Below are 23,621 nucleotides of genomic sequence, written 5' to 3'. Positions count from 1 at the left end.
TGTTCCCGAATCCACCCATGTTGCGCCGCGGTATTTACGGAAATGCTGTTTTAAGGTCTCCGCAACGATTGCGCGTGCCTGGCCCCTTGCCGCAAATGGCTCTCAGGTTGGCGCGGGAGGAAATTTGCGCGCCGGCTGTGCCACATTTCATCCTGGAGGAGCCCCGATGAAAATTCTGAACGCCGTTATCGGCGCGACCGCTCTTGCGGCGCTTTCCCTTTTCTCCGCTTCGGCGAATGCGCAGGGGTACCCCGAGCGCCAGATCACCATGGTCGTGCCATTTGCGGCCGGCGGCCCGACCGACACCGTCGCGCGCCTCGTCGCTGAATCGATGTCGAAGGATCTCGGCAAGCAGATCGTCGTTGAAAACGTCGGCGGCGCCGGCGGTACCCTCGGCGCTGCCCGCGTTGCCAATGCCGAAGCCGACGGCTACACCGTTCTCCTGCACCATATCGGCATGGCGACCAGCGCTTCGCTCTATCGCAAGCTGCCCTACGACACCTTGAACGCCTTCGACTATGTCGGCCTCGTCACCGACGTTCCGATGACGCTTCTCGCCCGCAAGGACATGCCGGCGACCGACCTCAAGGGTCTCATCGAATATGCGAAGGCCAACAGCGACAAGGTGACGGTTGCAAACGCCGGCATCGGCGCCGCTTCGCATCTGTGCGGCATGCTGTTCATGAGCTCGATCAAGACGTCGCTCGTCACCGTTCCCTACAAGGGCACCGGTCCTGCAATGACCGATCTTCTCGGCGGCCAGGTCGACATCATGTGCGACCAGACCACCAACACCACCAAGCAGATCCAGGGCGGCACGGTAAAGGCCTATGCGGTTACGTCCCCAGCACGTCTCGGCGTCCTGAAGGACATCCCGACTGTCAAGGAAGCCGGTCTGCCGGACATGCAGGTCGGCATCTGGCATGGTCTTTACACGCCGAAAGGCACCCCGAAGGACGCGATCGACAAGCTCAACAAGGCCCTCAAGTCTGCCTTGAAGAACCCGAACGTGACCGCTCGCTTCGCCGAACTCGGCACCGAGCCGTCGTCGGACAACGACGCCACCCCGGCAGCCCTGAAGGCCAAGCTCGAAGGCGAAATCGCCCGCTGGAAGCCGGTCATCAATGCCGCCGGCCAGTACGCGGACTAAGGTTTCTGCGGTCAGTCTGCCCTAACTTCGATCCCCTTCCCGCTTGCGGGGAGGGGATGCCTGGCAAGCGGATGAAGGGCACGTCCGGCAAAACATCTCCCACTTCACGGGGACACCATGAATTCGCTGAAATTCGACACTGCCAATCTGATCTGCGGGCTGCTGCTGATCGCGACAGGCCTGTTCTTTGCCTACCAGTCGTTCGAACTGGAGCTCGGTACGGCGTTTCGCATGGGACCTGGCTATTTTCCGTTCATCCTCGCCTGCGCGCTCATCCTGTTCGGCGCGATCATCCTCATCCAGTCGATGCGGGTGGACGGAGGGCCGATCGGGGCGCTCGCATTGCGGGGCATGGTCTTCATCCTGCCGGCGCCGATCTTCTTCGGCCTTACCGTTCGAGGGCTAGGCTTCGTGCCGTCGATCTTCGTCACCGCACTGATAGCCTCCTTCGCCTCGGGCCGCATGAAACCGCTCACCGCACTCGTCCTGTCGGCGGCGCTGACGGTCTTCTCGGTCGCCGTCTTCAGCTATGGCCTCGGCCTTCCGTTCCGCCGTTTCGGGCCTTGGCTCGGTTATTGAGGTTTGAGTGATGGATCTTTTCAATAATCTCGCGCTTGGTTTTGCGACGGCGACATCGCTGGAAAACCTGTTCTTCTGCCTGATCGGGGTGCTGCTCGGCACGCTGATCGGCGTGCTGCCCGGCATCGGGGCTACGGCGACGATCGCCATGCTTCTGCCGATCACCTTCCAGCTCGAACCGGTCTCGTCGCTGATCATGCTCGCCGGCATCTATTACGGCGCACAATACGGCGGTTCGACCACGGCGATCCTGATCAACATGCCGGGCGAGTCCTCCTCTGCCGTCACCGCCATCGACGGTTACCAGATGGCCCGCAAGGGCCGGGCGGGAGCAGCTCTGGCGATCGCCGCGATCGGCTCGTTCTTTGCCGGCACCGTGTCGACCTTCCTCGTCGCGATCTTTGCGCCGCCGCTTACCCAGATCGCGCTGCAGTTCGGCGCGGCCGAATATTTCTCGCTGATGGTGGTCGGTCTCGTCTCCTCGATCGCGCTCGCCCACGGTTCGATCGTCAAGGCGCTCGCGATGGTGGCGCTCGGCCTGCTGCTGGGTCTCGTCGGCACCGATATCTACACCGGCACGCCGCGCTTCACGCTCGGGATTCGCGAATATGCGGACGGGTTGAACTTCGTGGCAGTGGCGGTCGGCGTCTTCGGCATCGCGGAAATCCTGCGCAATCTCGAAAACGAAAAAACCCGCTCCGTGCTGATGGCGAAAGTCAGCGAGCTCATGCCCTCGCGGGCGGATTTCAAGGCAATGGTCGGGCCGGTCCTGCGCGGCACGGCCATCGGCTCGATCCTCGGCATCCTGCCGGGCGGCGGTGCCATCCTTGCGGCGTTTGCGTCCTACACGGTCGAGAAGAAGGTTTCCAAACATCCGGAAGAATTCGGCCACGGGGCGGTTGCCGGTGTTGCCGGTCCGGAATCGGCCAACAATGCCGGTGCGCAGACCTCGTTCATCCCGCTGCTCACCCTCGGCATTCCGGCCAACCCGGTCATGGCGCTGATGATCGGTGCAATGATCATCCAGGGCATCGTTCCAGGCCCGAACGTGGCGACCGAACAGCCGGCCCTCTTCTGGGGCATCATCGCCTCGATGTGGATCGGCAACCTGATGCTCGTCATCCTCAACCTGCCGCTCATCGGGCTGTGGGTGAAGCTGCTCACCATCCCCTACTACGTGCTGTTCCCGATCATCATGGCTTTCTGCTCGATCGGGGTCTACAGCGTCAACTCGAACGTCTACGACCTCTATGCCGTCGCCTTCTTCGGCCTCATCGGCTACGCGCTGTTGAAGCTGCGCTGCGAACCGGCGCCACTGCTGCTCGGCTTCGTGCTCGGTCCGCTGCTGGAGGAGAATCTCAGACGGGCGATGATCCTTTCGCGGGGCGACCCTGCGACATTCGTCACGCGTCCGATCAGCGCGGCCCTTCTCTTCCTCGCGGCCCTCGTCCTCGTCATCGTCTTCTTGCCGAGTGTGAAGAAGAAACGCGAGCAGGTCTTCGTCGAAGAGGACTGAGAAGCCGCGGACGGCGCTCCGGGCGGTCAAACCGTCTGGAGCGCCTGCAATTCCTGGATGGGGGCGGGGCCGGCGATCCGCTTCAACAGCAGCTTGCCCATCAGGAAACCTGCTTCCGTCAGGTCTTCGTAGATCGTCTCCACGCGGGGGCGGATCTGGTCGAACAGGCCTGACGTCTGCTTGGCCACCAGCCTTATATCCCTGCCGAGTTCGAGACGACGGTCGTAGGCGGATGCCATGACCGCGAGCGCCGATACCTCGCCGCCGCAGATATATCCGTCCGGGCGCTCCGGCTCCCCCATTCTCTGGAACAGATAGTCGCGGATGTCGTCCGACTTGCTGTCGAGCGTGACGCCCTTGGCGATTTCGAAGCCGATGCCCTCCTCGCGCACCGCCGTCATGAAACCGTGCCTGAGGTGATGGGCGAAGGTGAAGCGCTCCGGCGGCAGGATGATCGAGAGCTTTCTCGCACCCGCGGCGATCAGCTTTTTGGCGGCCTGATACGCGAAACTGTAATTGTCGTAGTCGACGTAAGGGTGAGCGGTGGCAAGCTCGGTCCGGCCGTGACAGATGAACGGAAAATTATTCTCCATCAATAGCTTGACGCGTTCGTCCGCCGGTTCGGTGCGGGTGAAGACAATGCCGTCGGCCATGCGGTTGCGCATGATATGGCGCACCGGTTCGATCTGCGGCGTATCGGAAAAATGCGGCGTTATGACCAGATGATAAGCCGTGCCTCGCAACGCTTCGGTCAGGCCGTTGATCATCGAGGTGGCATAGCCGAGGATTTCCTCGTGCGGATCGAGGACGAGGCTGATGACATTGGTGCGGCCAGTGCGCAGGCGCTGTGCTGCCCGGTCCGGCAGGTAGCCGATATCGGCTGCGACCTTGCGGACGCGCAGACGTGTTTCGAGCGCGATCTGCGGCGCATCGGCAAGCGCGTGCGATACGGTCGTGACCGCAAGCCCTGTCAGTTCGGCGATCGTCTTAAGGGTGGGCTTGGCGCCAACGCCGGATTTTGCGGGTGCCCGCTCCGACTTCGCCCGCCGACCCTTGTCCCCCAGGTCTTCCAGCGACATATCCTCTTCTCCTCCGCTCCCGCCCCGGAACCGGAGCGAGCCTCATCTATATCGTTACAAATTTTTCGAAAGTCGCCAGGAATTTTTCTCGATTCCTGAGTAAAAATTCGTCGGTTGCCAATTTTGCCAGTTTTTTCCTCATGTTACGCGGTTGGCCTATGATCTAAAAAATCCCCAGAGCGGGTTGACACCGACTGTAATTATATCGTTATAAATCGCCATATCCGGAGAGGAGCCCGGATACAAAGGGAGATTCTCAATGAATATTCGAATGATTGCCAAACTCGCCGCCGGTGCGGCACTTATCGCCATGACCGCCGGTGCGGCCAAGGCCGCGGAACAGGTCGAAGTCCTGCATTGGTGGACTTCGGGTGGTGAAGCCGCAGCGCTCAACGTGCTGAAGGAAAACCTCCAGAAGCAGGGCGTCGCCTGGAAGGACATGCCGGTTGCCGGTGGTGCAGGCTCTGCCGCCATGACCGCGCTTCGCGCCCGCGTCACGGCCGGCGACCCGCCGACCGCCGTCCAGCTTCTCGGCTTCGACCTGAAGGACTGGGCCGAAATGGGCGTCGCCGCAAACCTTGACGACCTCGCCAAGAAGGAAGGCTGGGACAAGGTCATCCCGGCCGCTCTCCAGAACTTCTCGAAATATGACGGCCACTGGATCGCTGCTCCGGTGAACATCCACTCCACCAACTGGCTGTGGATCAACAAGGCGGCACTCGACAAGGCCGGCGGCAAGGTTCCGACCAACATCGCCGAACTCATCACGCTGCTCGACGCCTTCAAGGGCCAGGGCCTCACCGCCCTCGCTCACGGCGGCGTTCCGTGGCAGGACGGCACGCTCTGGGAAGCCGTCGTGCTTTCGACCGGCGGTCCGGAATTCTACAAGAAGGCCGTTCTCGATCTCGATCCGGCGGCACTTTCCGGTGACACGATGAAGAAGGTCTTCGACACCATGTCGAAGCTGCGCACCTATTTCGACCCGAACTTCTCGGGCCGCGAATGGAACCTCTCGACCGCCCTCGTCATCGAAGGCAAGGCCGGCGCTCAGGAAATGGGCGACTGGTCCAAGGGCGAATGGCTGCGCGCCAACAAGAAGCCGGGCACGGACTTCGTCTGCATCCGCTTCCCCGGCACGCAGGGCTCGGTCCTCTTCAACGCCGACCAGTTCATGATGTTCAACGTTGGCGGCGACGCCGAAAAGGCTCAGTTCAAGATGGCGTCCGCCGTCGAAGATCCGGCTTTCCAGATCGCCTTCAACACCGTCAAGGGTTCCGTTCCTGCCCGTACCGACGTCTCGAACGAAAAGTTCGACGATTGCGGCAAGAAGGGCATGGCGGATCTCACGGAAGCCTCTTCCAAGGGCACGCTGATGGGCTCGCTCGCCCATGGTTACGCTCAGCCGGCTGCCATCAAGGAAGCCATGCTGGACGTCATCACCCAGCACCTCAACGGCCAGCTCACCACCGATGCAGCGCTGAAGCGCCTGCCGGAAGCGGTGAAGGCTGCGAAGTAAGTGATTATGAGTGTGCGGTTTGCTCAATTGCGAGCCGCACACTCCATCCTCATTCCTGTGCTTGTCACAGGAATCCAGCCAGCCCAAGTCCTTGGGCTGGAAAGAGTCTTCCGCGTCGCAGACGCGACGCTGCTGGATCCCTGTGACGAGCACAGGGATGAGGGAGGTGGAGGCGACCTCCAGCCATAATCATACCCTTGCGCGAGATGGCCGGGAAAGTTTCCCGGCTTTCAAGTTTTCTCTTATGCTCCCCATCCGGAGGTCATGATGACGACAATCGAACCGGTTCCCATGCTTGAACCGCAGCGAGAGCGCCGCTCGTTTGCGGACGGATTGCGCAACGCGCTGCCGAAGATCGTGCTGGCGCCGTCGTTCGCCGTGATCCTCGTCTTCGTCTACGGCTTCATCCTCTGGACGGTCTACCTTTCGTTCACGACCTCACGCATCCTGCCGGTCTACAAATGGGGCGGTTTCGACGCCTATTTCCGCCTCTGGTCGCAGCCGAACTGGTATGTGGCGATGCAGAACCTGGCGATCTTCGGGGTCCTCTATATCGGCATCTGCATCATACTCGGGCTCGGCATCGCGATCCTCATGGACCAGCGGATCCGCGCCGAAGGCGTACTCCGGCCGATCTTCCTCTACCCGATGGCACTTTCCTTCGTCGTCACGGGCACCGCGTGGAAATGGTTCCTCAATCCGGGTCTCGGGCTCGAGAACACCATGCACAATCTCGGCTGGACGAGCTTCAAGTTCGACTGGCTGGTCAATCCCAAGATGGCGATCTACACCGTCGTCATTGCCGGCGTCTGGCAGGCGTCAGGCTTCGTCATGGCGATGTTCCTGGCCGGGCTTCGTGGCATCGATGGCGAGATCATCAAGGCGGCCCAGATCGATGGCGCCTCGACGGTATCCATCTATCGACGCATCATCATTCCGCTGCTGCGGCCCGTCTTCCTTTCCGCCTTCATCGTGCTCGCGCATATGGCGATCAAGTCCTACGACCTGGTCATCGCGCTGACCGGCGGCGGACCGGGCAACGCGACCGAGCTGCCCTCGACCTTCATGTATTCCTACACGTTTACCCGTAACCAGATGAATGTCGGATCGGCGAGCGCCGTGATGATGCTGATGGGCATTACCGCGATCATCGTGCCCTATCTCTATTCGGAACTGCGGGAGAGAAAGCAATGAGCGCCGCTAACGAAACCGTCAGCGCCGGCGGAGCCCGCATCGCCCGTTATTTCATCTATGCAGCCCTGGTGATCCTGGCCCTTGTTTATCTTCTGCCGCTCTACGTCATGCTGTCGACGTCGCTGAAGTCGCTCGACGAAATCCGCGGCGGCGACATGCTGGCGCTGCCGCGCGATCCCTCGGTCTCCGCCTGGGTTCGTGCCTGGGGCGAGGCCTGCATCGGGGTCAGCTGCGTCGGCATCAAGGGCTACTTCTGGAATTCCATCAAGATGGTGGTTCCCGCGGTGCTGATCTCGACCCTGCTCGGTGCGCTCAACGGCTATGTGTTGACCAAGTGGCGTTTCCCTGGCCACAGGCTGGTCTTCGGCATGATGCTGTTTGCCTGTTTCATCCCGTTCCAGGCGGTCCTGATCCCGATGGCACGCGTGCTCGGCACGTTCGGGCTGTCGAACTCCACCGCCGGCCTCGTCATCGTCCACGTGATTTACGGCCTCGGCTTCACCACGCTGTTCTTCCGCAACTATTACGAAGCCTTTCCGGATGAACTCGTGAAGGCCGCGATGATCGACGGCGCCGGGTTCTTCCGGATCTTCTGGCGCATCCTGCTGCCGAGTTCCGGACCGATCATCGTCGTGACGATCATATACCAGTTCACCAACATCTGGAACGACTTCCTGTTCGGCGTGTCCTTCTCGTCCGGCACGTCCTCGCCGATGACGGTGGCGCTCAACAACCTCGTTGCCTCCTCCACCGGCGTCAAGGAATACAACGTCGACATGGCGGCTGCAGTGTTCGCAGCGCTTCCGACGCTGTTCGTCTATGTCGTCGCCGGACGCTATTTCGTGCGTGGCCTGATGGCCGGCGCAGTCAAGGGATAACCGCACATGAGCTTTCTTGAAATCAAGGATATTCGCAAGAAGATCGGCAATAACGAGATCTTGAAGGGCATCAATATCGAGCTCGAAAAGGGCGGCTTCCTGGTTCTCGTCGGCCCGTCCGGCTGCGGCAAGTCCACCCTGCTCAACGCGATCGCCGGCCTGCTGCCGCCGTCGTCGGGCGACATCGTCATCGACGGCCAGGTGGTCAACGACCTGCATCCGTCGCGGCGCGACATCGCCATGGTCTTCCAGTCCTACGCGCTCTATCCGAACATGACGGTCGAACAGAACATCGCGTTCGCGTTGGAAATGCGGGGCGTCGAGAAGGCGCAGCGCGAGACGGCGGTCAAGCAGGTCGCCAAGACCCTGCAGATCGAGCATCTCCTGAAGCGCCGTCCGAGCCAGCTCTCCGGCGGCCAGCGCCAGCGCGTCGCCATGGGCCGGGCGCTGGTGCGCCAGCCGCGCGTCTTCCTGTTCGACGAGCCGCTCTCCAATCTCGACGCCAAGCTGCGCGTCGAAGTGCGCGCCGAAATCAAGGCGCTGCACCAGAATACCCACGCCACGATCGTCTACGTCACCCATGACCAGATCGAGGCGATGACGCTTGCCACCAAGATCGTCGTGCTGAAAGAAGGCATGGTGCAGCAGGTCGGCACGCCGGCGGAAATCTATGGCCGCCCGGCCAACCTTTTCGTTGCCGATTTCATGGGCTCGCCGGCGATGAACATGCTGAAGGGCAAGGTATCCGGCGCCAATGGCCAGCAGAGCATCGCGCTGTTTGGAAATGACGGCGTCAGGGTCGCCATGCCGCCTTCCGTGACCACCAGCCTTCCGGATGGCAAGGACGTCATCCTGGGCCTGCGTCCCGAAACGATCACCGATGCGGGCCTCGTCGATCCGCAGGCCCGCGCCACCGCCCGGATCGAGGCGGAAGTGACGATGATCGAGCCGACCGGCTCCGATACCTTCGTCACCGGCAAGCTGGACGGTGCGACTTTCACCGCCCGTACCCGCTCCGACGTGCATGTCGAACTCGGCCAGAAGTTCCCGTTCGCCTTCAATCTCGACAAGGCCGTGGTCTTCGATCCGCAAACGACCAGCCGTATCGAATAAGCGGCAGAGGCGTTTGACCTCCAGCATTCCTCCCGAAGGGGAACAATCCCGGGGAGGCGGGGTTGAGTCTGTGTCCCATGCGAACGGGACCAAACCAGACCGAGGAGACAGACAATGGCTAGTGGAAATCATTCCCAATCGGGTGGGTATCGAAACGACCGGATGCGTGACGAGCGTGATTTCGCGCGCGAGTCCTCCAGCGAATACCGCCCGGGCGATACGGGTTATGTGCGCGGTTCCAGCGACGATCCGCGCAGCCGTGATGCAAATCGGGAGGATAGTGATCCTTCGCGGTTTCCCCGCTACGGCCGCAGCGAACAATGGGCCTCCGACGATGGCGGGTTCGAGGCCGGTTATGGCGATTCGGAGCGGTCGCAGGCTTGGGCCCGCGAGTCCTATCGCGGCCGACCTTCGTCTTTCAGCTACGAGCCGGGCCGCAACCGCGTCAACCAGGCCTATGGCGACCGATACGGCTCGGACTACCGTTTCGTGGGTGAAGACCGTTCCGGTTCTGACAGCCGCTTCCGCGGCGCGGACGACTATGGCCGCAGGCGCGGCTTCATGGAGCGCGCCGGTGATGAAGTCGCCTCCTGGTTCGGTGACGAAGGTGCCGAACATCGCCGGAAGATGGATGAACATCGCGGCAAGGGTCCAAAGGGCTATCAGCGCTCCGACGCCCGTATCGAGGAGGACGTCAATGATCGCCTCAGCGACGATCCGGTGCTCGACGCCTCGAACATCACCGTGACGGTCCAGGGGGCCGAAGTGACGCTCGACGGTTTCGTGTCGAGCCGCTGGGACAAACGGCGGGCCGAGGATCTGGTGGACGAGGTTTCCGGCGTCCGGCACGTCCAGAACAACCTGCGCGTCAACAATAGTTCGACCGATACGCTGGCGGGCTCGACCACGGTCTGAACCGGCCTGTTCCACGCGTCAGGCCGCTGGCAGTGGCCTGACTTCATTCGGGAAGGAGACATCATGACCGAAAACAGCGATAGCGCCAAAATCCACAAGGACGCCGAGGGGCAGTACGCCAAGTCCCGGGCGGACCGCAAGGCAAACGGAGTCGCGAGCGCCAAACCGACTGTGATCACCGGCTCCGACGACGCGACGAAACACCGCAATCCGCCTGGCAAAAAGGGGCCGGAAAAAGACTGGGATGTGAACTACGACGTGGCGGAGCGGCCTCGGCATACCTGACCCGTCCCGTTCCGGAAAACCATATCGCCGGCAATCAATCCTTGGCCCGGCCTCTAAAACCGGTTAGATAAGACCCGCTGGAATATTAGCGGATGGCGGGACACGGAAATGAATAATGCCGGCAGGTGGCACAGGCACCTGCAGCTTTTTTCCATAGGGTAAAGACGCGGAATGTTTAGAGTTTCGCGGTTTTTTCCCACGGCGCCGATCGGTGCCTATCTGGTCGCTCTGGCGGCTGGCGTGGCGTTGCCTTTGCTGATTTTCGTCGGTTACCTGATGATAGAGCTGGAGGCGAACGAGCGGGAGATTCTTGCAGCCGAGACCGCCGAAGACGCACAGCTCATCGCTCGCTCGATCGACCGCGAGCTGCAGGACATGGCGACGACGCTTCGGCTGCTTGTCACCTCGCCGGAGCTCGAGGCCGGCGACTTGCGCGCCTTCCACAACCGAACCCAGAACAGCCTGCGGTCCAATTCGCTCTATGTTCTCGTCGTCAACGCGGATGGGCAGCAGCGGCTCAACACCCGCGTGCCGTTCGACGCGCCGCTTGGCAAGATTTCCAGCATGCCGGCGCTCCAATCGGTTCTGAACAATGGCGTGACCGAAGTCTCCAACGTGTTTTTCGGCGCCACCAGCGGCAAGCATGTCTTCAATGTCACGATGCCGCTGCCCAAGGAGATTTCGCATTCCGGCGCCGCGATGATCATGACGCAGAATGCCGAGGATCTGCAGACGCTGATCTCGACGGAGGGGCTTCCTGCCGGCTGGTCGGTCGCGGTCGTCGATGGCGCCGGAAAGATAGTGACCTCCCTCGGCGCCCATGCGCTCGGTTCCGGTGCGGCGTTTCCCTCCGACATGCTCAAGCTGATGACTGGCTTCAAAGGCACGATCGAGGATGTCGACGGCAGCCGCCGGCAGATGTATGGCTACGCCCAGATCACCGGCTGGACGTGGAAGGCCGTCGTCTGGGGGCCGATCGATGCGGCGCAGGCGAGCATCCTGACTACGTGGCGGCAGTTGATCGCCGGCGGTGCGATCTTCCTCGCTCTCGGCATGCTGATCGCTTGGCTCGTCGGTCGCCAGCTTCGCATCCCGATCCGGCAGATCGCCGAAATGGCCGAGCGGATCGGCAAGGGCGAGATCGTCTCGCCCGTGGAGACGAAGATCCGCGAGGCCAACCAGGTCGCGATCGCCCTTTCCAATGCCTCCTTCGACCGCAGCGAGGCGGAAGACCGCATTCACCTCATCCTGCATGAGTTGGTTCACCGGACCAAGAACATCCTGACGCTGATCCAGGCGATGATGCGCCAGCTGGCACGCCAGGATACCACGATGGAGGAGTTCCAGAAGGCGATCAGCACCCGCCTGCAGGGCCTCGGCAAATCCATCGAGGCGCTGGCGAAGGAGCAGTGGGCCGGGGTCTCGATCCGCCGCGTCATCGAAATCCACATGAGCACGTTCGCGGACGCAGCCGACCGGGTCGAACTGCAGGGCACAGATTTTATCCTCAAGGCCGAAGCGGTACAGAACCTTGGCCTCATCCTCCACGAGCTTGCGACCAACTCGGTGAAATACGGTGCACTCTCCGTGCCGCAGGGCAGAGTGCGGATCGCCTGGAAGGATAGGGTCGACGAAGATGACGGCGAAAGCCGGCTTGAGCTCGTCTGGGAAGAGAGGGGCGGGCCGGCGGTCCACGAGCCTTCCCGCACCGGGTTCGGCACGACGATCATCAGGCGCCATGCGGCGGCGGCTTTCGCCGGCCAGGTCGAGGTAGACTTCCGCACCGAAGGGCTTCGCTGGTCCTTGAATGCGCCGCGCCTGGCCTTCGAGCGAGGCGAGGGCGCCGAAACTCTCAAGGACATAGCCATCTAGCGGTTATCTCCGCTGGGTGCCGGAACGAAGGTGCGGTCCTCGCCGTTTGGTCGGCCATGGACGCCATGCTCACCACGATCGACATCGATCAGAATTCCCTCGATACCATCGGCCTTACCTATGTCAGCGACACGGAGCCTGGCATCCGTCGGCTCAGGCGCGGCAAGGGCTTTACCTACCGCCTGCCGGACGGCACCTTGCTCTCCGATCCGAAGCATCGCCTGCGGATCGCCTCGCTCGGACTGCCGCCTGCCTATGAGAATGTCTGGATCTGCCTCGATCCACGCGGGCATCTCCAGGCAACCGGCTATGATTCACGCGGCCGCAAGCAGTATCGTTATCATCCCGACTGGCAGAACTTTCGCAGCGAACGCAAGTTCGACCAGCTCGCCCGGTTCGGCGAGGCTCTGCCGCGGATCCGCCGCAAGGCGAAACGCGACCTGGAGCTTGGCCTCGACACTTCCGATGCGGTGATCGCCGCATTGGTGGCCCTGATGGACGCGACGCATTTGCGGGTCGGCAACCGTCTTTACGCCAAGGAGAACAAGACCTACGGCGCGACGACGCTGCTGAAGCGCCACATGACGCTGTCCGGGGAAGCGGTCACGTTGCGCTTCGTCGCCAAGGGCGGCCGGCGCGTGCAGCACACGCTGAAACATCCCCGTCTGCAGCGCATCCTGGAAGAAATCGCCGACCTGCCGGGCCGGCAGCTGTTTTCCTGGCCGGACGAGCAGGGTGTGCCGCGTCCGATCGATTCGGGCCGGCTCAACGCTTATCTTGCCAACGCCGCGGGTTTCGCCGTCTCGGCCAAGACGTTCCGCACCTGGGGCGGCAGTCTCGCCGCGCTGATGGCGGCCTGGGATGTGGTGGAGGAGGAGGGCCGGCGCCCGAAGATCAAGGCGATGTGCAAGGCGGCGGCGGAAGCCCTGCACAACACGCCGGCGGTCTGCCGCTCGAGCTATATCCACCCGAACATCCTGGCACTTTCGGAGGACGTCTCGCCGCTGGAAAAGGTGATGCAGGACAAGGTGGCGCTGACGCGGCCGAAGGAGTTGCGCGCCAACGAACGGCGGCTTCTGGCCTTTCTGAAGCAGGTCTAGACGTCCGTGTCGGCCGCCCGCGAGGAGGTTGCGGACGGCCGGAGCCGAGCTACGTCAAGTTACGCTGCCCGGCGGTTGTGGCGCCCTTCCTGGACTTCCTCGACGATCTTCGCCACGAATTGGGGCAGATCCTCGGGCGAGCGCGAGGTGATGATGCCGTTGTCGACCACGACGGCTTCATCCTTCCAGGATGCGCCGGCATTGCGGATGTCGGTGCGGATCGAATGATAGGAGGTCGCCTTGCGACCGCGAAGCGCATCGGCCTCCACCAGCAACCATGGGCCATGGCAGATCGCGGCGACCGGCTTGCCGCTTTTCACGAAGTCTCGCACGACCTTCATGGCATCTTCGTTGTCACGCAGGATGTCGGGGTTGATCTGGCCACCCGGCAACACGAGGGCATCGAAGTCCTCCGCGTTGACGTTCCTGGCCTCCAGGTCCACCGGGACGGTATCGCCCCAGTTCTTCTTGTCCCAGCTTTTGATCTCGCCTGGCTTGATGGACGCGATCTTGACGCCGGCTCCACGATTTTTCAGTTCCTCCAGCGGGGCGCGCAGTTCCGATCGCTCATAGCCGTCGGCCGCGAGGATCAGGATGTTGGCGGACTCGATGGTGGTCATGCTGGTCTCCTTTTGTTGGCAGTTCCGTGGTTCGCGAAGTCTCGGCCGGCCTCACAGCCGGCCGGTGGAGAGGTCCCGGCCGTTGATGGAGGCGGGGACGCTGATTTCCTCACGAGGCGACTTGGGTAACGGAAGGACCACGGCATCAGGTACGACGACCTGCAGTTCTTCCGGATGGGCCACGGCGAAAGTTTTCTTCTGTTGAGTGCCTGTGAGCCTGTTTCTGAGTATTTTTAGAAAGTGTCTCATGGTTTTTCTCCCGTCGCGAATGCTGGGCGATTGCCCGTTCACAGGGGAGCAAACCCGTCGTCGAAGGATTGGTTCCAACTTTTTCACAGTCGGTTACATAAAGTTATCCGCCGGCTGGAACAAAATTTCCGATGGCACGTTCGGTGTCGAATTTTCCCGGCTCTCTTGCTGAAGCCCAACCTTCGGCCTTCGGCGTGCTGCTTTCCCTTTCTCTCCATCCGCTTTACGGTGACGGCCGAGACGAGCCGCCTCGCCGTGGACGCTTGCGCCGTTGCGAACACAGGCGATATCGCCCCGCATGCCGGACGACGCCGCGCTGGGGCCTTTGGGGAGGAATGGCCGATGACGATCCGCTGGAAATATCTCGCGATCCTGGTGATCGTGGCGCCGCTTCTAGGGCTTGGGTTCGCCTGGTCCGGACTGATGAGCGTCAAGGCGAGCACCGGTCATTGGGGAATGACCGACTGGTTCCTGCACTGGGTGATGCGCAATTCGATCCGGACTGCGGCTCTTTCCATCGAAGTGCCGCCGCTCGACAACCCGGCGCTGCTACCGCCGGCGGCCGGGCATTTCGAGACCGGCTGCGCCATCTGTCATGGCTCGCCGGCACAAAAGGCTTCAGGCGCCGTGCTCGCCATGCTGCCGCCGCCGCCGGATCTGAAGACGGTGGTTCCCGGCTGGAGCGATGCGGAACTCTTCGAGATCGTCAAGCACGGGGTGCGCTTCACCGGCATGCCGGCCTGGCCGGCGCAGGTGCGCGACGACGAGGTCTGGGACATGGTAGCGTTCCTGCGAAAGCTGCCGGGCATGGACGGCAATGCCTATCTGCAGGCGTCCGGCCTGCATGGTATCGGCACCGCGGGCGAAGTGTCGCCGCTGCCGATCACCTGCGAAAGCTGCCATGCGGAAAAACGCCTCAACGGCAACAGCGTCATCCCGCGGCTCGCCGGGCAGTCGGAAGCCTACCTGCTCAACAGCCTGCGCGCCTATGCGCATGGCGAGCGGGCGAGCGGCGTCATGAAGGTCGCGGTCGGGACCTTGGCGGAGGAAAGCCTGCCGGAGCTGGCGGCCTATTATGCCAAGCAGGCGAGACCGCAAAGGCCTTCGGCGCCGGTTGATCTACAGCTCGTGGAAAGGGGCCGCGAGATCGCGGAAAGGGGAAGAGCGGCAGACAAAATTCCCGCCTGCCTCAGTTGCCACGAAAAGCCCGGCGGCAATCCTGCCTATCCGCGCATCTCGGGTCAAAACGCCCCTTATCTGGAGCGCCAGCTCCGCCTCCTCCATGCAGGTGTGCGAGGCGGGTCTTCCTTCAGCCACCTGATGACCGAGGTGGCAAAAAAATTGAATGAAGAAGATTTTGCCGCTCTCGCGGCCTTCTTTGCCGGCCGCGAGAGCAGTGGGCCTTAGCTCAAGGCCTCTCTCCTCCCCAGGAGCTTGAAACTCAGACGGGGATGACCATCATGTAGCAGGCGGCGATCACCAGAACAAAGCCTGCTGCTTCTACCCATTCTCTGACCATCGTCGCCTCCATCGCTTCGGTCGTGAATGAACGAGAAAGTCGCATTGTAGTTCCACGAAATGGCCATAAACGTGGCGGGATCGCCTTAAATGTGACTTGGCACGGTTAACGGCACCTCAATTCTCGTCGGCCGCAGCCCTGGCACGTGCCGCGTCGAGGATCGACCGCACCTCGCGCGCCGCGGAATTCTCGATTGCGAATGCGCCTTCCGGCAACACGCCCGGATCCTCCTCGTTGTCCTTGAACGTCGCGTCGTCGCGCAGCCGTCTGAGGAGTGACGTGATGGTCACTTCGCCCCCGATCATCGCGGACAAGAGCTCGATCAGCAGTTCTCGGTGGGCATTCAGGCGCCCCTCCAGTTCATGTGATGTCAGCGTCGACATGGTTTTCCTCCTTGTCCCGTGCTTCGCCTCTTCAAGGAGATAGCGGAGGTTCTGGCCGAGGGAACAATCGCCGGGACCGAAAGTTGACCCTTCAGCAGGAACATGGAGAAAGACCATGGCAGAATTCGCCAGATCGAAAGGCCATCAGGGTCAGCGCGATGCGCGCGACCGGCTGATCCTTGCCCTTTACGCCCAGTTGAAGGCCGAACGGCAGACCCGCGAGGCGCTGGAATACGTCATTCGCAACGGCGCACTGGCGCCTGAAGTGCTGGAAGCCATCGCCAGCGACCCCATCCCAGCCGCAACCGCCGAGGATGTCGCCGCGGTCGAGAAGGTGATCGCGCTCGATGCGCATCGCCGGCAGGCCACGTTTCGCAAGTCCCACGGAGAAGATGAGACATGAAGAGTTTCGTTGTTGCGCTGTCGACCGTCGTGCTTTTGAGCGCCTGTAGCGACAGCGGCGAAAAACAGAGCGATCCGATCAACAATACGCCGCAGCAGTCCGGCAATACGGCGCCTGCGGATCGCAACCCGTCGCCGCAGACGGGAACGGGTGGCCAGAGCCCGGCGACATCGCCATCTGGGACCACCAATACGACGCCGGGCAATCCGCCGCCGGCGACCGGATCGGGCAATCCGTAGTTTTCCTCGAGGCGCAGGGAACGAAATGTTGTGCCGCACCATTATGACGCCAGTCTTTTAATTGGGTGCCGCATGGATACGAAATCAAACCACTTTGTCATCGAGTCCGGCTCCTGGCTTCAGCTTGGAGCCAATTTTGACGGCGAGGGTGTCAATTTCGCGATTTTCTCGGCCCATGCGGAACGGGTGGAGCTTTGCCTCTACGACCCGAGCGGCAAGATAGAGATCGCCAGGCTTGAGCTTCCCGAATACACCCATGAAATCTGGCATGGCTATGTGCCGGGACTGAAGCCTGGCGCCCTCTATGGCTTCCGCGTCCACGGCCCATACGACCCTGAAAATGGTCATCGCTTCAACCCGAACAAGCTGCTGATCGACCCATACGCCCGAGAATTTTTCGGGGAGGTCGACTGGAACGAGGCACATTTCGCCTACGATCTTCTGCACGAGGACAAGGATCTCACCTTCGACGAGCGCGACAGCGCGCCGTTCATGCCGAAATGCAGGGTCATCGATCCGAACGAATTCGACTGGCAGGACCAGAACCGGCCGAACATTCCCTGGCCGGCGACGATCGTCTACGAGACCCATGTGAAGGGCTTCACCCAGCTCAATCCGGGCATTCCGAAGGAGTTGCGCGGCACATTCGACGGCATGGGCCACAAGGCGTCGGTGGAATACATCAAGAGCCTCGGCATCACGTCCGTCGAACTGATGCCGGTCCATTATTTCCCAGACGATCAGCACCTGCTCGACAAGGGCCTGCATAATTTCTGGGGTTACAACACGCTCGGTTTCTTCGCGCCTGCCTCCCGCTACTATGGACCGCGAGGGATCCAAGGCTTTCGCGACATGGTGCGGTCGTTCCACGATGCCGGGATCGAGGTCATTCTCGATGTGGTCTACAACCACACGGCGGAGGGCAACGAGCTCGGGCCGACGTTGTCGTTCAAGGGCATCGACAACTTCTCCTACTACCGGACCATGCCCGACCAGCACCGCTACTACATCAACGACACGGGAACCGGGAACACCGTCAACACGTCGCATCCGCGCGTGCTGCAGCTGATCATGGATTCGCTGCGCTACTGGACCGAGAGCATGCATGTCGACGGGTTCCGTTTCGACCTCGGCACCATCCTCGGCCGTGAGCCGGAGGGTTTCGACCAGCGCGGCGGGTTCTTCGACGCAATCAGCCAGGATCCGGTGCTTTCGAGGGTAAAGCTGATCGGCGAGCCGTGGGATATCGGTCCCGGCGGTTACCAGGTCGGCGGTTTCCCGCCCGGTTGGGCGGAGTGGAACGACAAGTATCGCGACACCGTGCGCGAATACTGGAAGGGCACCAACGTCTCAACGGACTTCGCCGCCCGCCTGCTCGGCTCCGGCGATCTTTATGATCAGCGCGGTCGGCGGCCGTGGGCGAGCGTCAACTTCATCGCCGCCCATGACGGCTTCACCCTGAACGATCTCGTCTCCTACAACGAGAAACACAACGAGGCGAATGGCGAGGACAATAACGACGGCCACAACGACAATCGCAGCTACAACTACGGCGCGGAAGGGCCAACCGAGGACGAGGGCATCAATGCGGTGCGCGATCGCCAGAAGCGCAATTTCCTCGCCACCCTGTTCTTCTCGCACGGCACGCCGATGCTGCTTGCCGGCGACGAGTTCGGCCGCAGCCAGATGGGCAACAACAACGGCTATTGCCAGGACAGCGACATTTCCTGGGTTCATTGGGAGGACCTGCCCGAGGGCTGCGAGGAGCTGCGCGAGTTCACCCGCCAGATCATCAAGCTGCGACGCGAACAGCCGCTGCTGCGTCGTGAGAACTGGCGCGACGGCCTTGAGATCAAATGGTTCAACGCCGGCGGCGGTTTTCAGACGCCGGAGCAGTGGGACGAAGGCTCCACGCTCGGCCTCCATATCGGCCGGACTGATCTTCGGGAAGAGGAGGGCATCTGGCACGACGTGCTGCTGCTCTTCAATCCGTTCGAGGGCAATGTGCCGTTCCGCATCCCGCAGTTCGGCGAGGGCGGCTGGGTGCTTGAACTCACCACCTCCGACCTTTCCAAGCGCGGTCTGGTGATTACCAAGGAAAAGGATTTCGAGCTTGAAGCGCGCAGCCTGGCACTCTTCCGCAGGCCGTAAGGCCTTCGAACTTCCTGCCTTTGCCCCATCAAAAACCGGCCTTCGAGCCGGTCTTTTCCTGTGGCTGCTGAGAAGGCTATAGCGTCGCGCGCCGGATATCCGAGCTTGTCGAGACGACATGACCGGACTTCAGCACGAGATTGGCATAAACGGCGGCATATTGCTGGGCACTGCGTTCCCAGGAGAACTTTGCCTTCATGCCCTGGTTCTGCAGCCGCGCCCACATTTTCGGGTCGGCATAGGCGTGCAGTGCGCGGCGAAGTGCGAGCCTCAGTCCGTCCGTGGTCACTGGATGGAACTGGAAACCGGTTGCGACGCGCGCCGACATGGCCGCATCATTGGCATCGATGATCGTTTCCGAAAGTCCGCCGGTGCGGGAGACGACGGGGACGCAGCCGTAACGCAACGCATAGAGCTGGGTCAGCCCGCAGGGTTCGAAGCGGGAGGGCTGCACGATGGCGTCGGACCCGCCGTGAACCAGATGCGCCGTCGGTTCGTCGTAGCCGAAATGCACCGCCATCCGGCCCGGAAAACGCGCGGCGGTATCCGCAAGCGCCCGCTCGATCTCGCGGTCGCCCTGCCCGAAGACGATGACCTGGCCGCCGTGGCGAATGATCTCGTCCGCCGTATCGGCGAACATGTCGAAACCTTTCTGCCAGGTCAGCCGGCTGACGGCGGAAAACACGGGACCTTCGTTTGCCGGGTTCAGCCCGAATTTTCGAAGCAGCACCGCGCGGTTCTCGCGCTTGCGGCGTAGCGTGCCGACGTCGTAGTTGCGTGGCAGGTGCGGATCCGTCGACGGATCCCAGATATCGAGATCGATGCCGTTGACGATGCCGCGCAGGACGGAGACGCGGGCATTCAGGACCCCGTCCATGCCCATGCCGAAGCGCGGGGTGAGGATTTCGCGGGCATAGGTCGGGCTGACAGTGGTGATCGCATCGACCGTCTGCAGGCCACCCTTCAGAAAACTGATATCGCCGAAATATTCCATGCGGTTCATCGAATAGGCCTCCGGCGGCAGGCCTATGCTCATCAGCACGCCGGCAGGATATTGACCCTGGAAAGCGAGGTTGTGGATGGTCAGAACCACCGGCGTCTTGCAACCGCGTTCGCGCATGTAGACCGAGGTCAGCGCAGACTGCCAGTCATGGGTGTGAACAAGGTCCGGAACCCAGCCCGGCAGCAATCCATCGGCGATTTCTGCCGCGGCGAGGGAAAGTGCGGCGAACCGCCTCCAGTTGTCGGGATGATCCATGCCCTCTTCGTCGACATAAGGGCCGCCGGGCCGGTCGTAGAGGGCGGGTGCGTCGAGGATGAAAAGGCTGAGGCCTTCGACACGGGTATGGAGGAGCGCTGCCTTTTCGCCGAGCAGGTTTTCGAAGGTGACCAGCGGCATGGCGCTCTTCAGCTGCTGCATGACCTGGGGATAACCGGGGATCAGGGAGGTGGTCTCGATGCCGAGGGGGCTGAGCGCCTTAGGCAGAGACCCGGTCACGTCTGCAAGGCCACCCGTCTTCACAAGGGGGAAGATTTCGGAGGTGACCGAAAGAATTCTCATGCCGGGAAGCCCCCGCTTTCCATAACCAGTATTGATCCCCTGTCCGCCCGCGCTCCGCTCATCTCGACGGGGTTCGCCGATCGGGACGTAAGCGTTCATCATACGTGCCTCCGCCATCTGCCAGTCTCACCCTCCAGAACGTTTTCGCCCTAGCCAACGTTCCTCCGTCAGGGCGGAAACGAGACCAAGTTCAGACGCAAAAGCCATTTTCGATTTTCCAGGATAAACGAACCCGAGGCCGCGATGATGTCAGTCGCCGCGACCAGTAACGATAGTGATGAAGCTGGGTGGCAGGCGGCGTCAGGCGCCAGCTGGAACCTTCTTGGAACGCTTCTTGGCCGGCTCGACGGCTTCCGGCATGGCAGCGGCCGGTGCCTTGGAAGTTGTCTTTGCCGGAGAAGCCTTGGCTGCAGCGGTTTTCGCTGCCGGTTTGGGAGTTGCAGCCTTCGACGCCGCCTTTGGCGGCTTCACGGCGGTGGCGGATTTGCCGCCCGATCCTGCCGCAGGCCTTTTTGAAGCGGTCGGCCCGAGCGTCGCATATTCGAGCTTCGCTCTTTCCCAATGTTCCCTATCCTTGCCCGAGGGATAGCCTTCTTCTTCCCACAACGTGTAGGCCCGCTTTCTGATCCAGATTTCTTCGGATTCCGCCATTCTTGTCTCCATTCGCCCAAGCGCCCCAAACGTGCGCGGCCAAGAAAAGTTCCCTGGTAAAAACGAAAAATCGCAACCCGGCCGAGACGCGGCCAACACTCGAAAAAAAACTTCCCCGGAGGCGGAACTTTTGGCTGTCGAATGTACTTATGGCCGCCGGGAAGGAGACACATCCAATGGGAAAGTACTGCGATATCGTTCCACACGCAACCGGCTGGGTCTATGTCATAGACGGCGTGCAGTCTGCGTCTTATTACCACACCTATGAACTCGCCATGGAGGCCGCCAAGGCCCATGTGGCGCGCGACCGAAGCGGTCGGGTGGAGATCTTCCGGAGACAGGCGCCGAACGGCGAGATGTTGCCGATTCCGACCATGCACGGACACCCAGATGCCTCGGTTTTGAGGCGATCTTTCCCGGCTTGAGGAGGCCGGAAGGGAGGAAAAACCCGGCGGAAGCCGGGTTTTTTTGTATGTTCGGGTCGCGAAAAAGACGCGGCCGAGGCCGCGCCTTTCTTCCGATCGCTCGAAACGTCACGCAGCCTTCTGGGCCGCTGTGTTGACGGCAGTCTTGGCAAGGGCCGTCAGAGCCTCGTCGGTCTTGCTTTCCTCGGCGAGCGTCTGTTCGAGGAGCGTTACCGCATCCCGGTGGCCGAGCTGCTGAGCCCAGGCGCGCAGGGTGCCATAACGGCTGATCTCGTAGTGTTCGACCGCCTGGGCCGCGGCGAGCAGGCCCGCGTCGAGAGCCGGAGTGCCCTTGAACTCGTCAAGGATTTCCTCGCCTTCCTCGATGATGCCGTCGATGGCCGGGCAAGTCTTGCCCTGGGCCCGTTTGCCGATGATCTCGAAGACCTGCTTCAGGCGATCGATCTGGCCTTCGGTTTCTTCCCTGTGCTTTTCGAATGCCGCCTTCAGCTTCGGATCCTGTGCGCCCCGCGCCATCTTCGGCAGCGCCTTCACGATCTGGCGTTCCGCGTAATAGATGTCCTTCAGGGTTTCATGGAAAAGGTCGTCGAGGGTCTTACTGGCCATGGGTGTCTCTCCTTGTTGATGAGTATTCTTGAGGCAGGGATTGCGAGGCATCTAACGAGTGACCGCCTCACAGGTTCCACGCAGATCAGTGCCTTTCGGGGGCTATTCGAAGATTGTTGCGGCAGGCGGTGATACCCTGGATGTCGAGGACGACGTCCTGGGCGCGCTCCTTGTCCGCAAGGTGGGCCACGTACCCCTCCAGCGTCACTTCGCCGTTCTCCACCGAGACCGTCATGTTGGTCGGGTCGAGAAAGGCGTCCTGCGTCAGTTGTTCATTCACGTCCTGTGCGATCAGATCGTCGGGGCGTTTGTAACCGTCCGGTCCCTTGCCGATCTGCTTTTCCTGCTCCGGTCCCTCGGCAAAGATATTGGCTTCGCCCTGAAGATAACCGCTTGGGCGGCTTTCCGCCGGGCCCTCCCATCGAGGCCATTGCGAGGTCTCGCCGGGACGGCCAGCTTTCGGCTGCTCATTCTTCATCGGCTTTCTCCTTCTCAGGGGCATGATCGCCCGCAGCGGAGGAACCCATGGTTGCCGGAAAAGTTCCATGCGACTTGATGGAACCGGAACGCCCGGACGGCGTTTGATCGTCAACTAGAAAAATGCTTACGACGGGAGAGAGACATGCAGGACAGGCTGAAGATCTATCGGCTGGTGCCGACAGCTGCGCCAAAGGATCCGAACTGGCAGAACTCGCCACCGCATGGCGAAGTGGTGGTCCGGGCAAAGACCGCCGGCGATGCGCGGCTCGTGGCAAGCCAGGCGGAACTGGATTTCATGGAAATCGATGCTTCGCCCTGCGAGGGCAATTCGACCGAGATGGCGAGCGCCTTCCGCAGCGACAAGCTCTATACGGTGATCGAGGACAGTAGTGGCCGGTTCGCGCCGAACGGGCCGCGGTGCGTGATCGGCGGGCGTGTGCGCGTCGACAACCTGATTTCGACCCAGCTCTGATGGCTTGAGGCGGTCCTATCCAGGACGGGCAGCATCAGTCGGTGCGGCCGTCGGTCTTTTCGTTGAGTGCCCTCTGCAGCTCGCGCGCCAGGTCGAGCAGCCGATCAGGAACCTCTTCCTTCTCGATTTCGGTCAGAAGGACCGAGACCTTGCGGTTAACCCGCCGTCCCATTCTGACGTCCTGTTCCGCAACCGGAGTGTCTTGTTTCGTCATCCCGACCTCTGACGTAATCACCGCCGGCACATCTGTCGCCGAACAATGTCCGCCCGCCATAACCCTACATTAGCTTTCCATACATCATTACGGCTAACTTCGGATATCCCGAAAAAGTCACAGAGGACAAATGAATAAAGCGACTCCCTATCCGGGAGCCGCTGCATTTGTTCCAGAGGTTTTTTTGGAAACTCAGTGCCTGGGCGGTTTCGGCGTGCCCGATGGGATGGATGTCACCGTGCTCGAGACGGGATCGCTCGCAGGAAAGGTATCTTCCAGCCCCTCGTTGAGCTGCTCGTCCAGCTCCTTCTTTTCGCCGCGCTCGCGAGCCGACTGCTCGGCTCTTTTTGGCGAACCCTTCTGCACGGAGTTGGGAGTGCTGTTGGTGCTCATCTGATTTCTCCTGGCCTGTTTCATCACGAAAACGGTTTGGATCGAACGTTTGTTCCGG

At 61.7% G+C, this 23,621-nt stretch carries 28 protein-coding genes; 17 read left to right on the top strand and 11 right to left on the bottom strand.

What is annotated here, in order from left to right; genetic code table 11:
- Nucleotides 1-166 precede the first annotated feature (166 nt).
- The 3 genes from ACSQ3G_RS15675 (at nt 167) to ACSQ3G_RS15665 (ending at nt 3,245) form a co-directional block, all read left to right on the top strand.
- Nucleotides 167-1,150: a tripartite tricarboxylate transporter substrate-binding protein gene (locus ACSQ3G_RS15675; protein WP_436110677.1), complete on the top strand. Its 984-nt coding sequence runs from the start codon at nt 167-169 to the stop codon at nt 1,148-1,150.
- A gap of 117 nt (nt 1,151-1,267) precedes the next feature.
- Nucleotides 1,268-1,729 carry a tripartite tricarboxylate transporter TctB family protein gene (locus ACSQ3G_RS15670; RefSeq protein ID WP_105399994.1) on the top strand — a complete coding sequence of 154 codons (462 nt, stop codon included), beginning with the start codon at nt 1,268-1,270 and terminating at the stop codon, nt 1,727-1,729.
- Nucleotides 1,730-1,739: 10 nt separating this feature from the next.
- Nucleotides 1,740-3,245, top strand: coding sequence for a tripartite tricarboxylate transporter permease (locus tag ACSQ3G_RS15665; RefSeq protein ID WP_436110676.1), 1,506 nt, complete (start codon nt 1,740-1,742; stop codon nt 3,243-3,245).
- Between the two features lie 26 nt (nt 3,246-3,271).
- On the opposite strand, the gene ACSQ3G_RS15660 is transcribed toward ACSQ3G_RS15665, so the two are convergent.
- Complete coding sequence (locus ACSQ3G_RS15660) at nt 3,272-4,324, bottom strand: LacI family transcriptional regulator (protein ID WP_436110675.1); 1,053 nt, start codon at nt 4,322-4,324, stop codon at nt 3,272-3,274.
- 265 nt (nt 4,325-4,589) lie between these two features.
- Here ACSQ3G_RS15660 and ACSQ3G_RS15655 point away from each other — a divergent pair, with 265 nt between their 5' ends.
- The 8 genes from ACSQ3G_RS15655 (at nt 4,590) to ACSQ3G_RS15620 (ending at nt 13,197) form a co-directional block, all read left to right on the top strand.
- Nucleotides 4,590-5,840, top strand: coding sequence for an ABC transporter substrate-binding protein (locus ACSQ3G_RS15655; RefSeq protein ID WP_206051158.1), 1,251 nt, complete (start codon nt 4,590-4,592; stop codon nt 5,838-5,840).
- Nucleotides 5,841-6,107: 267 nt separating this feature from the next.
- Nucleotides 6,108-7,034 carry a carbohydrate ABC transporter permease gene (locus tag ACSQ3G_RS15650; RefSeq protein WP_436110674.1) on the top strand — a complete coding sequence of 309 codons (927 nt, stop codon included), beginning with the start codon at nt 6,108-6,110 and terminating at the stop codon, nt 7,032-7,034.
- A complete protein-coding gene (locus tag ACSQ3G_RS15645; RefSeq protein ID WP_436110673.1) occupies nt 7,031-7,912 on the top strand; it encodes a carbohydrate ABC transporter permease in 882 nt (293 codons plus the stop codon). Before ACSQ3G_RS15650 ends, ACSQ3G_RS15645 begins: the two co-directional genes overlap by 4 nt.
- Nucleotides 7,913-7,918: 6 nt before the next feature.
- A complete protein-coding gene (locus tag ACSQ3G_RS15640) occupies nt 7,919-9,025 on the top strand; it encodes an ABC transporter ATP-binding protein (protein WP_436110672.1) in 1,107 nt (368 codons plus the stop codon).
- Nucleotides 9,026-9,139: 114 nt separating this feature from the next.
- Nucleotides 9,140-9,940, top strand: a complete 801-nt coding sequence (locus ACSQ3G_RS15635; RefSeq protein ID WP_436110671.1) for a BON domain-containing protein — start codon at nt 9,140-9,142, stop codon at nt 9,938-9,940.
- A gap of 63 nt (nt 9,941-10,003) precedes the next feature.
- A complete protein-coding gene (locus tag ACSQ3G_RS15630) occupies nt 10,004-10,225 on the top strand; it encodes a hypothetical protein (protein ID WP_436110670.1) in 222 nt (73 codons plus the stop codon).
- Nucleotides 10,226-10,396: 171 nt separating this feature from the next.
- Nucleotides 10,397-12,097 (top strand): sensor histidine kinase, encoded by a 1,701-nt coding sequence (locus ACSQ3G_RS15625; RefSeq protein ID WP_105419841.1) that lies wholly within the window; start codon nt 10,397-10,399, stop codon nt 12,095-12,097.
- Between the two features lie 83 nt (nt 12,098-12,180).
- Entirely contained in the window at nt 12,181-13,197 is a 1,017-nt protein-coding gene (locus ACSQ3G_RS15620; protein WP_436111722.1) for a DNA topoisomerase IB, read from the top strand.
- A 59-nt stretch (nt 13,198-13,256) separates the two neighbouring features.
- On the opposite strand, the gene ACSQ3G_RS15615 is transcribed toward ACSQ3G_RS15620, so the two are convergent.
- Together ACSQ3G_RS15615 and ACSQ3G_RS15610 are read right to left on the bottom strand one after the other, a co-directional pair.
- Nucleotides 13,257-13,817, bottom strand: a complete 561-nt coding sequence (locus ACSQ3G_RS15615) for a type 1 glutamine amidotransferase domain-containing protein (protein ID WP_436110669.1) — start codon at nt 13,815-13,817, stop codon at nt 13,257-13,259.
- 51 nt (nt 13,818-13,868) lie between these two features.
- Nucleotides 13,869-14,066 (bottom strand): hypothetical protein, encoded by a 198-nt coding sequence (locus tag ACSQ3G_RS15610; RefSeq protein WP_436110668.1) that lies wholly within the window; start codon nt 14,064-14,066, stop codon nt 13,869-13,871.
- Nucleotides 14,067-14,408: 342 nt separating this feature from the next.
- Between ACSQ3G_RS15610 and ACSQ3G_RS15605 the strand changes: the two genes are divergently transcribed.
- Nucleotides 14,409-15,473 (top strand): c-type cytochrome, encoded by a 1,065-nt coding sequence (locus ACSQ3G_RS15605; protein WP_436110667.1) that lies wholly within the window; start codon nt 14,409-14,411, stop codon nt 15,471-15,473.
- Nucleotides 15,474-15,507: 34 nt separating this feature from the next.
- Here the strand turns inward: ACSQ3G_RS15605 and ACSQ3G_RS15600 are convergent, their stop codons facing one another.
- Nucleotides 15,508-15,630, bottom strand: a complete 123-nt coding sequence (locus tag ACSQ3G_RS15600) for a hypothetical protein (protein WP_007751416.1) — start codon at nt 15,628-15,630, stop codon at nt 15,508-15,510.
- Between the two features lie 71 nt (nt 15,631-15,701).
- A complete protein-coding gene (locus tag ACSQ3G_RS15595; RefSeq protein ID WP_105400003.1) occupies nt 15,702-15,968 on the bottom strand; it encodes a hypothetical protein in 267 nt (88 codons plus the stop codon).
- A 115-nt stretch (nt 15,969-16,083) separates the two neighbouring features.
- On the opposite strand from ACSQ3G_RS15595, the gene ACSQ3G_RS15590 reads away from it, so the two are divergent.
- The 3 genes from ACSQ3G_RS15590 (at nt 16,084) to glgX (ending at nt 18,761) form a co-directional block, all read left to right on the top strand.
- Nucleotides 16,084-16,371 carry a hypothetical protein gene (locus ACSQ3G_RS15590; protein ID WP_436110666.1) on the top strand — a complete coding sequence of 96 codons (288 nt, stop codon included), beginning with the start codon at nt 16,084-16,086 and terminating at the stop codon, nt 16,369-16,371.
- On the top strand, nt 16,368-16,610 hold the full coding sequence (locus tag ACSQ3G_RS15585) for a hypothetical protein (protein WP_105419831.1): 243 nt from the start codon (nt 16,368-16,370) through the stop codon (nt 16,608-16,610). The genes ACSQ3G_RS15590 and ACSQ3G_RS15585 overlap by 4 nt, the downstream gene beginning before the upstream one ends.
- A 72-nt stretch (nt 16,611-16,682) precedes the next feature.
- On the top strand, nt 16,683-18,761 hold the full coding sequence (glgX, locus tag ACSQ3G_RS15580) for a glycogen debranching protein GlgX (protein WP_436110665.1): 2,079 nt from the start codon (nt 16,683-16,685) through the stop codon (nt 18,759-18,761).
- Nucleotides 18,762-18,837: 76 nt separating this feature from the next.
- Here glgX and glgA read toward each other — a convergent pair whose 3' ends face one another.
- Complete coding sequence (glgA, locus tag ACSQ3G_RS15575; protein WP_436110664.1) at nt 18,838-20,322, bottom strand: glycogen synthase GlgA; 1,485 nt, start codon at nt 20,320-20,322, stop codon at nt 18,838-18,840.
- Between the two features lie 300 nt (nt 20,323-20,622).
- Nucleotides 20,623-20,973, bottom strand: a complete 351-nt coding sequence (locus tag ACSQ3G_RS15570; RefSeq protein ID WP_105439607.1) for a DUF2934 domain-containing protein — start codon at nt 20,971-20,973, stop codon at nt 20,623-20,625.
- Nucleotides 20,974-21,149: 176 nt separating this feature from the next.
- Between ACSQ3G_RS15570 and ACSQ3G_RS15565 the strand changes: the two genes are divergently transcribed.
- A complete protein-coding gene (locus tag ACSQ3G_RS15565; protein ID WP_105419827.1) occupies nt 21,150-21,398 on the top strand; it encodes a hypothetical protein in 249 nt (82 codons plus the stop codon).
- A 108-nt stretch (nt 21,399-21,506) separates the two neighbouring features.
- Here the strand turns inward: ACSQ3G_RS15565 and ACSQ3G_RS15560 are convergent, their stop codons facing one another.
- Together ACSQ3G_RS15560 and ACSQ3G_RS15555 are read right to left on the bottom strand one after the other, a co-directional pair.
- Nucleotides 21,507-22,004 (bottom strand): YciE/YciF ferroxidase family protein, encoded by a 498-nt coding sequence (locus ACSQ3G_RS15560; RefSeq protein WP_105434709.1) that lies wholly within the window; start codon nt 22,002-22,004, stop codon nt 21,507-21,509.
- An 85-nt stretch (nt 22,005-22,089) separates the two neighbouring features.
- Nucleotides 22,090-22,482: a BON domain-containing protein gene (locus tag ACSQ3G_RS15555; protein WP_436110663.1), complete on the bottom strand. Its 393-nt coding sequence runs from the start codon at nt 22,480-22,482 to the stop codon at nt 22,090-22,092.
- A gap of 144 nt (nt 22,483-22,626) precedes the next feature.
- Between ACSQ3G_RS15555 and ACSQ3G_RS15550 the strand changes: the two genes are divergently transcribed.
- Nucleotides 22,627-22,956, top strand: a complete 330-nt coding sequence (locus tag ACSQ3G_RS15550; protein WP_046666476.1) for a hypothetical protein — start codon at nt 22,627-22,629, stop codon at nt 22,954-22,956.
- Nucleotides 22,957-22,990: 34 nt separating this feature from the next.
- On the opposite strand, the gene ACSQ3G_RS15545 is transcribed toward ACSQ3G_RS15550, so the two are convergent.
- Together ACSQ3G_RS15545 and ACSQ3G_RS15540 are read right to left on the bottom strand one after the other, a co-directional pair.
- Nucleotides 22,991-23,170, bottom strand: a complete 180-nt coding sequence (locus tag ACSQ3G_RS15545) for a hypothetical protein (RefSeq protein WP_436110662.1) — start codon at nt 23,168-23,170, stop codon at nt 22,991-22,993.
- A 192-nt stretch (nt 23,171-23,362) separates the two neighbouring features.
- The gene (locus ACSQ3G_RS15540) at nt 23,363-23,563 is read right to left on the bottom strand and encodes a hypothetical protein (protein ID WP_436110661.1); all 201 of its coding nucleotides are present in this window, start codon (nt 23,561-23,563) and stop codon (nt 23,363-23,365) included.
- Between the last annotated feature and the right edge of the window lie 58 nt (nt 23,564-23,621).

It is taken from the genome of Neorhizobium tomejilense (genome assembly GCF_964254135.1).
Classification (GTDB): domain Bacteria; phylum Pseudomonadota; class Alphaproteobacteria; order Rhizobiales; family Rhizobiaceae; genus Neorhizobium; species Neorhizobium tomejilense.
This window is presented reverse-complemented; position numbering and strand designations above follow the sequence as displayed.